The organism is Knoellia flava TL1 (genome assembly GCF_000768675.1).
Classification (GTDB): Bacteria; Actinomycetota; Actinomycetes; order Actinomycetales; family Dermatophilaceae; genus Knoellia; species Knoellia flava.
Window position 1 is genome coordinate 49,212 of record NZ_AVPI01000012.1, and the last position, 11,728, is coordinate 60,939.

15 protein-coding genes are annotated in these 11,728 nt (G+C 72.7%); 13 read left to right on the forward strand and 2 right to left on the reverse strand.

Features of this window, described 5'->3' with window-relative positions:
• The first annotated feature begins 141 nt into the window (after window positions 1–141).
• Both N798_RS05485 and N798_RS18045 read left to right on the forward strand, forming a co-directional pair.
• The gene (locus tag N798_RS05485; RefSeq protein WP_052116956.1) at window positions 142–1,599 is read left to right on the forward strand and encodes a phospholipase D-like domain-containing protein; all 1,458 of its coding nucleotides are present in this window, start codon (window positions 142–144) and stop codon (window positions 1,597–1,599) included.
• A gap of 130 nt (window positions 1,600–1,729) precedes the next feature.
• On the forward strand, window positions 1,730–1,891 hold the full coding sequence (locus N798_RS18045) for a hypothetical protein (RefSeq protein ID WP_156971630.1): 162 nt from the start codon (window positions 1,730–1,732) through the stop codon (window positions 1,889–1,891).
• Between the two features lie 102 nt (window positions 1,892–1,993).
• On the opposite strand, the gene N798_RS18330 is transcribed toward N798_RS18045, so the two are convergent.
• Window positions 1,994–2,131 carry a hypothetical protein gene (locus tag N798_RS18330; protein WP_198030717.1) on the reverse strand — a complete coding sequence of 46 codons (138 nt, stop codon included), beginning with the start codon at window positions 2,129–2,131 and terminating at the stop codon, window positions 1,994–1,996.
• Between the two features lie 260 nt (window positions 2,132–2,391).
• Between N798_RS18330 and N798_RS05490 the strand changes: the two genes are divergently transcribed.
• Window positions 2,392–2,877 (forward strand): Hcp family type VI secretion system effector, encoded by a 486-nt coding sequence (locus N798_RS05490; RefSeq protein ID WP_035946894.1) that lies wholly within the window; start codon window positions 2,392–2,394, stop codon window positions 2,875–2,877.
• 4 nt (window positions 2,878–2,881) lie between these two features.
• On the opposite strand, the gene N798_RS05495 is transcribed toward N798_RS05490, so the two are convergent.
• Window positions 2,882–5,182: a DEAD/DEAH box helicase gene (locus N798_RS05495; RefSeq protein WP_084100153.1), complete on the reverse strand. Its 2,301-nt coding sequence runs from the start codon at window positions 5,180–5,182 to the stop codon at window positions 2,882–2,884.
• 247 nt (window positions 5,183–5,429) lie between these two features.
• Here N798_RS05495 and N798_RS05500 point away from each other — a divergent pair, with 247 nt between their 5' ends.
• From N798_RS05500 to N798_RS05545, 10 genes are all read left to right on the forward strand, one after another.
• Complete coding sequence (locus N798_RS05500) at window positions 5,430–5,999, forward strand: GNAT family N-acetyltransferase (RefSeq protein WP_035946895.1); 570 nt, start codon at window positions 5,430–5,432, stop codon at window positions 5,997–5,999.
• Between the two features lie 33 nt (window positions 6,000–6,032).
• Window positions 6,033–6,518, forward strand: coding sequence for a heme-degrading domain-containing protein (locus N798_RS05505; protein ID WP_035946897.1), 486 nt, complete (start codon window positions 6,033–6,035; stop codon window positions 6,516–6,518).
• Window positions 6,519–6,715: 197 nt separating this feature from the next.
• Window positions 6,716–7,477 carry an SDR family NAD(P)-dependent oxidoreductase gene (locus N798_RS05510; RefSeq protein WP_035946898.1) on the forward strand — a complete coding sequence of 254 codons (762 nt, stop codon included), beginning with the start codon at window positions 6,716–6,718 and terminating at the stop codon, window positions 7,475–7,477.
• Between the two features lie 45 nt (window positions 7,478–7,522).
• The gene (locus N798_RS05515) at window positions 7,523–8,335 is read left to right on the forward strand and encodes a serine hydrolase (RefSeq protein ID WP_229708350.1); all 813 of its coding nucleotides are present in this window, start codon (window positions 7,523–7,525) and stop codon (window positions 8,333–8,335) included.
• A gap of 30 nt (window positions 8,336–8,365) precedes the next feature.
• Entirely contained in the window at window positions 8,366–9,007 is a 642-nt protein-coding gene (locus N798_RS05520) for a class I SAM-dependent methyltransferase (RefSeq protein ID WP_035946900.1), read from the forward strand.
• Window positions 9,008–9,016: 9 nt separating this feature from the next.
• On the forward strand, window positions 9,017–9,775 hold the full coding sequence (locus tag N798_RS05525; RefSeq protein ID WP_084100155.1) for a helical backbone metal receptor: 759 nt from the start codon (window positions 9,017–9,019) through the stop codon (window positions 9,773–9,775).
• Window positions 9,776–9,913: 138 nt separating this feature from the next.
• Window positions 9,914–10,399 (forward strand): DUF4178 domain-containing protein, encoded by a 486-nt coding sequence (locus N798_RS05530; RefSeq protein WP_084100157.1) that lies wholly within the window; start codon window positions 9,914–9,916, stop codon window positions 10,397–10,399.
• A 1-nt stretch (window position 10,400) separates the two neighbouring features.
• Complete coding sequence (locus tag N798_RS05535) at window positions 10,401–10,985, forward strand: DUF2617 family protein (RefSeq protein ID WP_198030714.1); 585 nt, start codon at window positions 10,401–10,403, stop codon at window positions 10,983–10,985.
• Window positions 10,970–11,197, forward strand: a complete 228-nt coding sequence (locus N798_RS05540) for a hypothetical protein (RefSeq protein WP_035946901.1) — start codon at window positions 10,970–10,972, stop codon at window positions 11,195–11,197. Before N798_RS05535 ends, N798_RS05540 begins: the two co-directional genes overlap by 16 nt.
• Window positions 11,198–11,297: 100 nt before the next feature.
• A complete protein-coding gene (locus N798_RS05545; RefSeq protein ID WP_052116959.1) occupies window positions 11,298–11,726 on the forward strand; it encodes a DUF350 domain-containing protein in 429 nt (142 codons plus the stop codon).
• Window positions 11,727–11,728: the final 2 nt, after the last annotated feature.

Sequence of the window (11,728 nt, forward strand, 5' to 3'; positions counted from 1 at the left end):
GAGAAGTGGGCGAGCCGACCCGGGCCCTTCGTCCCGTTCTCTGCGACGCGCCGCCGCGAGGCCTCGCCAACCCGACCCCGCCACCCCGCCCGCCCATCGGCTCCGCCCCATCCCGGTCCGCCGGCTGACAGAGTGAGGCGGGTGAGCGAGTGGTTCCTCCCCACCTCGGAGCGGCCCTGGACGGCCGGGAACCTCGTCGTGCCCCGGGTCCACGGAGCCGGCTACTTCGCCCGTCTGCTCGAGCTCGTCGAGGCGACGACCAGCGGAGACCGGATCTTCCTTACCGACTGGCGCGGCGACGCCGACGAGCGCCTCACCGCCGACGGCCCGACCGTCGCCGACCTCCTGAAGTCAGCGGCCCACCGCGGCGTCGAGGTCCGCGCCCTCCTGTGGCGCTCGCACCCCGGCCGGCTCAACAGCGAGGAGAACAACGAGCTCGGTCAGGTCATCAACGAGGCGAACGGCGAAGCTCTCCTCGACGAGCGGGTGCGCCGCGCCGGGTCTCACCACCAGAAGCTCGTCGTCGTCCGCTTCAAGGGCCGGCCCCAGGACGACGTCGCCTTCGTGGGCGGCATCGACCTGTGCCACGGCCGACGCGACGACGCCGACCACCATGGTGACCCGCAGGCACCGCCGCTCGACGAGCGCTACGGCCCCACACCGCCGTGGCACGACGCCATGGCCGAGATTCGCGGACCTGCCGTGGCCGACGTCCTCGAGACGTTCGCCGAGCGCTGGGACGACCCGACCCCGCTCGACCACCGCAACCCCTACCGGGCGGTGCACCACCGCATCGTGCGCATGCCACGCCACCCCGAGCCGCTGCCGCAGCGCTGGGACCCGCCGCCGGAGGCAGGCCTGCACCAGGTTCAGGTGCTGCGGACCTACCCACGCAAGCGGCCGGCATACCCGTTCGCGCCGGAAGGTGAGCGGTCGATCGCGCGCGCCTACACGCGGGCGTTCCAGCGGGCGCGACGGCTCATCTACATCGAGGACCAGTACTTCTGGTCCGACGTCGTCGCCGCGACCCTCGCCGAGGCGCTGAGACGCGAGCCGGAGCTGCAGGTCATCGGCGTCGTGCCGCGCTACCCGGAGGAGGACAACCGGGTCAGCGGTCCACCGATGATGTACGCGCAGCGGCTCGCCTGGGACGCGCTGCACGAGGCGGGCGGTGACAGGTTCGCCCTCTTCGACATCGAGAACGCCGAGGGCACACCGATCTACGTCCACGCCAAGGTCTGCGTCGTCGACGACGAGTGGATGACGATCGGCTCCGACAACCTCAACCGGCGCTCGTGGTCGCACGACTCGGAGGTCACCTGCGCCGTCGTCGACGAGGACGGAGAGCTGCCCCGCTCACTGCGGACCTTGCTCTGGGCCGAGCACCTCGGCCTGCCCGACGACGACCTGCGGCTGGCCGACCCCAGCACGGCCATGGAGCTGTGGACAGAGCGCGAGGGCGCCCCCGGCGGCCGCATCCACCGGCACGTCCCGCCCGTCCTGTCGCGGCGCACGCGCGCGTGGGCGCGACCGGCGTACCTCGCGCTCTACGACCCGGACGGTCGGCCGCGCAGGCTCCGCGGGACGACCGACTTCTGAGCAGTGCCGGGGTAGGGCGAGCCCACCCGGGCCGTGGGTCCCGTGGTCCCGCCGGTGCCGACGAACCATCGACGCCGGCCCCGCGTCGGGTCGACACTGGACTCGACGTCGACGAGCAGGAGGTCGAACGATGAAGAACGTGCGATGCCTCATGGGACGCCACACCTGGGAGCGACACGTCACCCCCGGCATGGGTGGACCGAGCGCGGTCTTCCACACCTGCAGTCGGTGCGGCACCGAGAAGCCGGTGCACGAGCCCGCGAAGTACCTCTCGCGCGTCATCCCCGGCTGAACCGATCCCGTATGCCGACCACACGGCATACGAGATCCGTCGCCTTTGGGGACCACCGCGGAGCGCGACGACTCGACTCACCCGGGAGGCCGGGTGCCGTGTCTAGAGCTTGGTCATCTTCCGGAACGGCGTGGGGATCCGGACGGTGCTGCTCGTGAAGTCGACCGTGGCGCCGCTGGCGTCGACGCCGATGACCCGCCCGAGGCCGTAGGCGTCATGCAGGACGCGATCGCCGGTCACGAACAGCTCTACCTCCGGCTCCGGGCGGGGAGCGAAGGGGCTGTTGGCGTGACGAGGGCGCGGGCGCTCAGATGACGGGACCATGTCCTCGAAGTATGCGCCCTCTCGGCGCGGGCGGCGAACATCGCAGGTCAGGGGTTGACACCGGCCCTCGCCGGGTCGACCTTGAGGGGGTGCCGGACACGTCGTCGATGGTGCCGGCAAGGCACCGGCTCACCCCCGCGCCCGGGCGCGGCCGGCCGTCACAGGAGGAGCGCGTCATGTCCACGTCGATCTTCGTCCGCATCGACTCGATCAAGGGGGAGTCGCGCGAGCGCGGCCACGAGGACGAGATCGAGGCGTCGTCGTGGTCGTGGGGTGTCGCCCAGGCCACGGGCGCAGGAGGCCCGGGACACGGCGGCGGTGTCGGGCGCATGGGTCGAGCGACGTTCTCCGAGTTCACCTTCGTGCACCATGTCGACGCCGCGACACCGTTGCTTCTGAAGGCGTGCGCGACCGGGCAGCACCTGCCCAAGGCGCGGGTCACCGTGCGCAAGGCCGGGCAGGGTCAGCACGACTTCCTCGTCATCGACCTCACCGAGGTGAGCGTGTCGAGCGTCGCCACGTCCATCAGCGCCGACGCCGGCGCGGGCGACGAGGTCGTCGTGCTGTCCTTCGCGAAGGTCGACCTCGAGTACGTCCCTCAGGGAGCAGACGGCAGGCCCGAGCCCGGCATCCGCTTCACCCACGACCTCAGGACGCGCTGAGCGGTCAGGACGCGCTGAACGGACTGAACGGGCTCACGCTCGGTGCGGCGAGCGGCGCGGCCGTCGCCTGGGCGGCGGCGTCACCCGCCGGACCCGGTGCTCCCGTCCCACCGGGCAGCGCGACCGCCCGCTCCTTCTCGAGTGCGTCCGTGAGCAGAGACACGAGCGCCTCGAGCTGGACGTCCGCCGACGACCCGACCTCCTCGTCGGACCCGTCGAGCGCCCGGGCGGCGAGCCCGGCCTTGTCGTCGATGAGCTGGGCGAGGCGGGAGTCGATCGTCTGCGCGGCGATGATCCGCCACGCCGTGACCGGCTCGGTCTGGCCGATGCGGTGCACGCGGTCGATGGCCTGCGTCTGCTCGGCCGACGTCCACGAGAGCTCAGCGAGGACGACGTTCGAGGCGACCTGCAGGTTGATGCCGACGCCGGCCGCGGTGAGCGAGCAGACGATGATCTCGACCTCGGGGTCGGTGAGGAACGCCTCGATGTTCTCCTTGCGCGACTTCGCGCTCTGGTCGCCGCGGATCGAGGCGTAGCCGATGCCGCGCTTGGCGAACGTCTCCTCGGCGACGTCCATGACGTCGAGGTGCTTGGCGAAGAAGACGACCTTGCCGACGTTGCGGGCGAGCTGCGCGGCGTAGTCGGCGGCGAGCCCGGCCTTGGCCTGGCCGATCTTGCGCATGAGCGTGAAGACGTTGTCGCCCTTCTCGCCCGAGCCGGTGCCCGTGTTCTTGAGCTCGGCCGCCGCGACGCGACGGATGAGCGCGTGGTCGAGGCCGTCCCCGTCCTCGTCGCCGTCCGAGCCGTCCACGGCGCCCCCGAGTCCCGACTCGGCGCGGGTCGACAGCGTGTAGCGGTAGCGCTCGACGAGCCGTGCCGCGAGCTCGGCCTCGGCCGCGCGGATCGACCGCCCCAGGGCGTCGTCGAGCTCGACCGGCAGGTCGGCCACCCGGCGTGCGGGGATGTCGGAGGCGACGTCGACCTTGCGCCGACGGACGATGCCCATGTCGATGACGGTGTTGCGGGCGGAGGTGTAGAACCCGTGGTCCGACGGCGCGAGGCCCTTCGCCTCGAGCGCCGCCATGAGCGCCGGGCGCGGCTTCTTGTCGTCGATCCACCCGAGGAACTGCCAGATCGCGCGGAAGTCCTCGATGTCGTTGATGAGCGGGGTCCCCGTGAGCGCCATGAAGAGCGCGTTGGGGCTCCACTCGCGGATCCTGTCGGCCAGCGCGAGCACGTGCTGCGAGCGCTGCGAGGTCTTGTTCTTGATGAAGTGCGCCTCGTCGACGACCATGCCGCGGAAGCCGTGACGACCGAGCCAGCCGACGTGCCGGTCGAGGATCTCGTAGTTGACGATGACGATGTCGGCGAAGCCGTCGATGCCCTCGCCGTCGCCGTGGATGACGGTCGCGGTGCGGCGCGGCGTCCACAGCTCGGCCTCGTGCGCCCAGTTCGCCTTGACGACGTTGGGCACGACGACGAGCAGCGGGAAGGCGTTCGCGGCGTCGGCGGCGAGCAGCGCCTGGGCGGTCTTGCCGAGACCGGGCTCGTCCGCGAGGAGGAAGGTGCGGTGTCCCTCGGCGGCGGCCGCGACCACCTGCCCCTGGTGATGCATGAGCGCGAGGTCCTTGATGCCGTGGACGACGCTCGACGGCTCGGGGAGCGGCATCGACGTTGCGTCGCCTCCGTACTCGAACGACCGGAAGAGGGGGCTGAGCAGCTCCCAGTTCGCGAGCCGGTTGGTCGTCGGCTTCGGCGTGCGCGCGGCTTCGAAGTCGGGCGCGAGGAAGGGGTTGGCGAGCTGCCGTGCGATGACCGTCTGCGGCACGACGCCCTTGGGCGCCGGGGCCGCCGCCACGGTGTCGTCGGACTCCGCCTCCGGCTCCGGCTCCGGGTCGGGCTCGCGCCCCGCGGCGGCGAGCATGTCGTTGCGCAGGCTCGCCGCGGCCGGCGAGACCGCGGCCCCGTCGGCGAGGAGTGCGAGCAGCGAGGTGTCGCGCGCGGCCGTCTTCGCGAGGATCGTCGCGATCCCGTCGAGCCGCGTCATCATCGCGGTCCGCTCGCCCTCGGAGATCGACGCGTCGGTCTTCACCCGCGCGCGCTCCTCCCGGACCAGCAGGGCCACCACTTGGTATGCCGTGCGCTGGTTGGGGCGGATCTTCCCCCGCTGCGCTGCAGCCTCGACCTGGCGCACGGCCTTGGCGAGCACGGGGATGAGTCCCTCGCCGTCCTGGTGGCGGCGGTCGCGGGACTGGTGACGTGACGCGTTCTGCGTGCCGCCACGGCGTTGAGGTCGCTGGGCCAAGCGAAAAACCTTCTCTGGTCAGGCACGGCATGGGCGCGGATTCGGCGCCGGACCACCGTGCAGGGGCCACGCACGTCCGACACCGGATGCACGGCATACGCACGGCATACGGGCTCGAAGGCGAAGGCGTGACGGGGGTGGGACCCCGGCCCCTTGTCGCTGATGCGCCACCGTCGAACGACGGGACGCCCTCCAAGGTTACGTCCAACAGGGCCCGCAGGGCCATCTCGGGGGACGACAATGAGCCGTGGCCAAGGATCTGGGCGACGTCGCCTGGCCCGTGTCGACGGCACGGTTGACCCTCCGGCGCGCCCGACCGGACGACGCCGAGGCGGTCCGGTCCTACCGCGAGCACACGACGTCGACCCAGTGGCTCGGCCCGCTGCCGGAGAACTTCACCGAGAGGTTCGTCGCCCCCGAACGCCTCGGGCTCCTCCTCGCGATCGAGCGCGACGGCGAGCTCATCGGCGACGTCATGGTGAGCATCGGACACGCCTGGGGGCCGGCCGCGATGGCCACGCAGGCGCACGACGTGCAGGCCGAGCTCGGCTGGGCGCTGCGACCCGAGGAGACCGGTCACGGCTACGCGACCGAGGCGGTCGAGGCCGTGCTGCGGATCTGCTTCGAGGACCTCGGGCTGCGACGCGTGACCGCGAGCTGCTTCACGACCAACACGGCGTCGTGGCGGCTCATGGAGCGGCTCGGGATGCGGCGCGAGGCGCACACCGTCGCCGACGGGCTGCACCCGTCGGGGGAGTGGCGCGACGGCTACTCCTACGCCCTGCTCGCCGACGAGTGGCGTCTCCGGAACCCCTGACCCCGGCGCCCCTGCTGTCGATACGCTCGGGTCGTGACTTCCTCCGGCGACTGGCCCACCCTCGACGAGCTGGCGCGGCAGGAGGCGGAGGTCGTCCTTCCCGAGCTGACCGAGCAGGTCGCGTGGGACCTCGGCCGGGCCGCGACCGACGCGGCGTGGGCCGAGCAGCTGCCCGTCGTCGTCGGCATCTGGCGCGGCACGCACCAGCTCTTCCACGCCGCCCTCCCCGGCTCGACCGCCGACAACGACGAGTGGCTCCGTCGCAAGGGCCGGGTCGTCACCCGATTCGAGCACTCCTCCCTCTACATGGGTCAGGTGTGCCGTGACGCCGGGACGACGTTGCAGGGCAAGTTCCTGCTTCCCGAGTCGGAGTACGCGGCGCACGGCGGCGCCGTCCCGCTCCGGGTCGCGTCGGCGGGTGTCGTCGGCTGGATGGGCGTCTCCGGGCTGCCGCAGCGCGACGACCACGCGTTCGTCATCCGCATCCTGCGCGAGCACCTCGCAGCCGCCCGCCACTGAGCCCACTTGCCGAGCGCGGTCCGGCGCCGAGCGAGTCACAGATTCCCGAGCCGAGCACCCGTGGGTGGCTCGCTCGCCCATGAGTGGCTCGCTCGACGGCGAACGGCTCCGGGGCCGCATCCTGTCGCCCACCTCCTTCGCCTCCCCTCACCTGACGGTTTGGGTCGGTCGCGCGACCGAGTGGCACGATGACGCCCATGCAGATCGCCCAGACCTCCGCCATCGTCACCGGCGGCGCCTCCGGCCTCGGTTCCGCGACGGCCGCCGCCCTCGCCGAGCACGGCGCCTCCGTCTTCGCCCTCGACCTCGACTCGGCCATCGAGCAGGCCCCCCAGGTCGACGGCGTCACCTACGTCGCCACCGACGTCACCGACGAGGAGCAGGTGCGCGCCGCCGTCGCCCAGGCCGCCGGCAACCCGGACGCGCCCCTGCGGATCGTCGTCAACTGCGCCGGCATCGGCCCGAGCGCCCGCATCCTCGGCAAGAAGGGTGTCCACGACCTCGGCCTCTACCGCAAGGTCGTCGAGATCAACCTCCTCGGCTCGTTCACGGTCCTCGCGCTCGCGTCCGAGGCGATCGCGCAGACCGAGCCCGACGAGCACGGCCAGCGCGGCGTCGTCGTCAACACCGCGAGCATCGCGGCCTTCGACGGCCAGGTCGGCCAGGCGGCATACAGCTCCTCCAAGGGCGGCATCGTCGGCCTCACCCTGCCGGCGGCCCGCGACCTCGCGCAGTACGGCATCCGCGTCTGCACCATCGCCCCCGGCATCGTCGAGACCCCGATGCTCGCCACCGTGTCCGACGAGTTCCGCGCCGGCCTCGCCGCGGGCGTGCCCTTCCCGCAGCGCCTCGCGATGCCGACCGAGTACGCCAAGCTCGCGCTCGCGATCGTCGACAACGACTACCTCAACGGGGAGACCATCCGCATGGACGGCGCCCTCCGCATGGCCCCCCGCTGAGGGGCTCGTCCCACATGCGTCCGTATGCCGTCAGGTCACGCTGACGTGAGCCTGCACCTCGAGCTGCTGCCGGGCGTCGACTGGTCGATCCACGTCGTCGACCTCGGCAGCGGCGAGGTGCTCGCCTCGCACGACCCCGACCGGCTGCTCTCGACCGCGAGCGTCGGCAAGGTCTTCGTCCTCGTCGAGCTCGCCGAGCGGCTGCGCGACGGCCGCCTCGCACCCGACCAGCCGCTCGACCGCCGGACCGTCACTCCCGTCGCCGACTCCGGCCTGTGGCAGCACCTCTCGACCGACGTCCTCCCGCTCGTCGACGTCGCCACCCTCGTCGGGGCGGTGAGCGACAACTGGGCGACGAACGTCCTTCTCGACCTCCTCGGTCTCGACGCCGTGCGCGCCCGCGCGCAGCGGTGGGCGCCGCGCGGCTCCGACCTCGTCGACGTCGTCCGCGGCCTGCGCGGACCCGGCGACCCGCCGCACCTCAGCCTCGGCTGCGCCGCCGACCACGTCGAGGTCCTCGCCCGGCTGTGGTCCGAGCGCGACGAGCCCGACTCGGTCGGCCGGCGAGTCCTCGGCTGGCTCGCCCACGGCGTGGACCTGTCGATGGTCGCCTCGGCCTGGCACCAGGACCCGCTCTCGCACGCCGAGGAGCCCGGCCCGGACGCCACGCTCATCACCCACAAGACCGGCACCAACCTCGGCGTCCGTGCCGACGTCGGCATCCTCGACCGCGGAGGGCGAGCCACGGCATACGCCGTCATCGCGAACTGGAACGAGCACCCTCCCGGCGCCGGCCGCGACGACGTCATGGACGCCCTCCGCCGCATCGGCGACGCGCTCCGCACTGCCCTCGGCTGAGCGAGCGCGAGGCGTGACAGGCTGGCGGCCATGAGCGAACACGGACACTTCGACGACGCCGCCGCCACGTGGGACGACGACCCGGCCAAGGTCGAGCGCGCCCACAACACCGCAGCCCTCCTCGCCGACGCACTCCCGCTGCGCGGCGACGAGCGCGTCCTCGAGATCGGCGGCGGGACGGGCCGGCTCAGCCTCGCGCTCGCCGACCGCGTCGGGTCGGTCCTCGTCACCGACGCGTCGGAGGGCATGGTCGACGTCGCGCGCACCAACATCGAGCGCGCCGGGGTGGGCAATCGCCTCGACGCGCGGCGTCTCGACCTCGTGGCCGACCCGCTGCCCGAGGAGCGCTTCGACGGCGCCTGGGCGCAGCTGGCGCTCCACCACGTCGAGGACCTCGACACCCTCCTCGGCCGTGTCCACGAGCTGCTCGTGCCGGGCGGATGGCTCGCCGTCGTCGACCTCGACGACGACCGCGCGGGCGCCTTCCACGCGCACCACGACAACTTCACCGGGCACCACGGGTTCGACCGTGACGCGTTCGCAGAACGCTTGCGGCGCAGCGGTTTCCGCGACGTCAGCGTGCGCGACGCGGGTTCGGTCGAGAAGGAGCTCGGCGGCGACCACCAGGGCCGCGGCACCTTCGGCATGTTCCTCGCCGTCGGCCACGCCTGAGGCCGCTCCGTGACCCGCACGCTGCGCGACGACCTCGGCCACGAGGTCGCCCTGCCCACCACCCCCGTATGCCGTGTCGTCTCGCTCGTGCCCTCGCTCACCGAGGCGGTGGCTGCGACGGCGCCGGAGGCCCTCGTCGGTGCGACCGACTGGTGCACTCACCCTGCCGACCTTGACGTGACCCGGGTGCGTGGCACGAAGAACCCCGACCGTGCCGCCATCGCCGACCTCCGCCCCGACCTCGTCGTCGCCAACAAGGAGGAGAACCGTGAGCTCGACGTGCAGCGGATGCGCGCGGACGGCATACAGGTGTGGGTCACCGACATCGAGACGGTGCCGCAGGCGCTCGCGTCGATGCGCCGTCTGTTCGTCGAGGCGTGCGGGTGGTCCGAGCCCGAGTGGCTGGTCGAGGCCGACCGGCTGTGGGCAGGGCCGGTGCCAGGGGCGCACCGCAGGGTCGTCGTGCCGATCTGGCGCGACCCGTGGATGGTCGTCGGGCACCCGACCTTCACCGCCGACCTGCTCGCGCGGGTCGGGTGCGAGGTGACGACCGCGGGGGAGCCGGGGCGCTACCCCCACGTCGACGTCGACCGGCTCGACGCCTCGGGCGCGGACCTCGTGCTGCTGCCGGACGAGCCCTACGTCTTCACCGCCGACGACGGCCCGGAGGCGTTCGCGCGCACGGCGACCAGGCTCGTCAACGGTCGCCTTCTCACGTGGTACGGGCCCTCGCTCGTCGAGGCGCGAGCGGCGCTGACCGGGCTCTGACCGAGGTCTGACGGCGGTTGGGGGAAATGGTCCGGGTCCGGAGCCGGTGGCGGTCTAGGATTCCCGCCGGGGGAGGGGTCCCGCGGTGGTGTGAGTCCTCGACCCGGGACCGTCCCACCGACCGACACCGAAGGAACCATGCGGACCACAGTGCCCCTCGTCGACCTCGAGCCCGGCGTCGTCGTGCAGGTCGTCGCAGGGCGTCCCTCGCCGGTGACGGCCTCGGTGTGGCTCAAGCAGGGGGACTTCGTGTGGAGCGAGCACCAGTTCACCGAGCTGGGCGTCGGCACGCGGTGGCTGTCGGTCGAGGACGACGACGGGCTCCTCGTGACGCTCTGGACGCCTCGGCCCGACCTCGCCGGCGGCAGGCCGGAGGGTCGGTGGATGCGCGTCGACGGGCGCCGCTGGACCCGTAAGGAGAAGGGTGAGGTCGACTTCCTCGCCGAGGGTCGGTCGCCCTACGGCCCGTCCGGCCGGTGTGAGTACGCCGACTACAGGAACGGCGACGAGCGGGTCTCGTTCGAGCGGTTCGGCAACCTGGCGTGGGAGGTCAGCACGGGTCGCACCATCCCCGCGTCCTCCGTCACCGCCTACCGGGAGGACGACGGTGCACCACGAGCTTGACGTGCCCTATGCCGACACGCGTGCCGAGGACCTGCGGTGGTCGCTCGACCACGGCGAGCTGCCGGCCGTCGTCACCGCGGGCGTCGACGCGCTCGTCGACGGCTGCCCGGTCGAGCTGCGCATCCTCGGCGCCTCGCACCAGGTCGTCCTCGAGGCGCCCGGGCTGCCGCGGCTCGTCGAGACCGTCGCCTACGTACCCGGCCTCGGCGACCCGCTGCCCCGCTCCGGCGTGCACACCACCGGAGGCGACGCGCCCTGGTCCTATGAGCTGACCTCCGAGGTGGAGGTGCTCGCGCCCGACGACCTGCGCGACCGGGTCGCGTCCCTCGTCGCCGACCTCGACGGACGCCCGGACGCGCTGAGCGCCGCCTTCCCCGGCGACCGGCACGCCGTCACGGCCGTCCACGCCGAGCCGCTTCCCGGCGGGGGAGCGACGTGGCGCACGTGGCACGCCTACCCGCAGCACGGCCAGCTCGTCTCCACCCGCACCCTGGTCCGGCCGGCGCCGCTGGCGCCAGCAGTGCCATCCGCGCGCCCGACCGACCCCCAACCCCCGCTCGAGGAGCCCGCATGCGACGCCCGCTGACCGCCCTGACCGTCGGACTCCTCGCCGTCGCAGCGCTCACCGGCTGCGGCGACGACCGCGAGTGCATGGCCCGCTACAAGGCCGACCAGCGCGCGCTCACCGGCGCCACCCCGACCGACGCCCAGGCCCGCGACGCCTGCGACCGCAACTCCGGCCGCGGCTACTACGGCGGCAGCCGCGCCCGTGGCGGCGGCTCCGGCATCGGCAAGTAGTCCGGCGCCCCTGCCGCCCCACGTGGGCCTCGGGCCCACCCCGCTTCCGCTTCACCCGACCGTTCGACCACGACACCCGCACGACACTGAGAGGCACACGATGGACGCTGGAGACCTGCTCTACGACGTGGGCGCGATCGCCGCCTTCGGCGCGATCGGACTGCTCCTCATGGCGGCCGGCTACGCGCTCGTCGACGCGCTCACGCCCGGCAGCCTGCGCGAGCTCATCTGGGAGCGGCGCAACGGCAACGCCGCGGTCCTGCTCGCGTCCAACACGCTGGCCGTGGCGGCCATCGTCGTCACCGCAATCCTGTCGAGCTACGACGGGCTCGGCGAGGGGCTCATCTCGACCGCGGTCTACGGAGCGCTCGGGCTGGCCCTCATGGCCGTCTGCTTCTTCGTCGTCGACGCCTTCACGCCCGGCCGCCTCGGCGACCTCGTCACCGACGCCGAGCGGCACCCCGCCGCCTGGGTGAGCGCGAGCGCGCACCTCTCGGTCGCGCTCATCGTGGCCGCCGCGATCAGCTGACG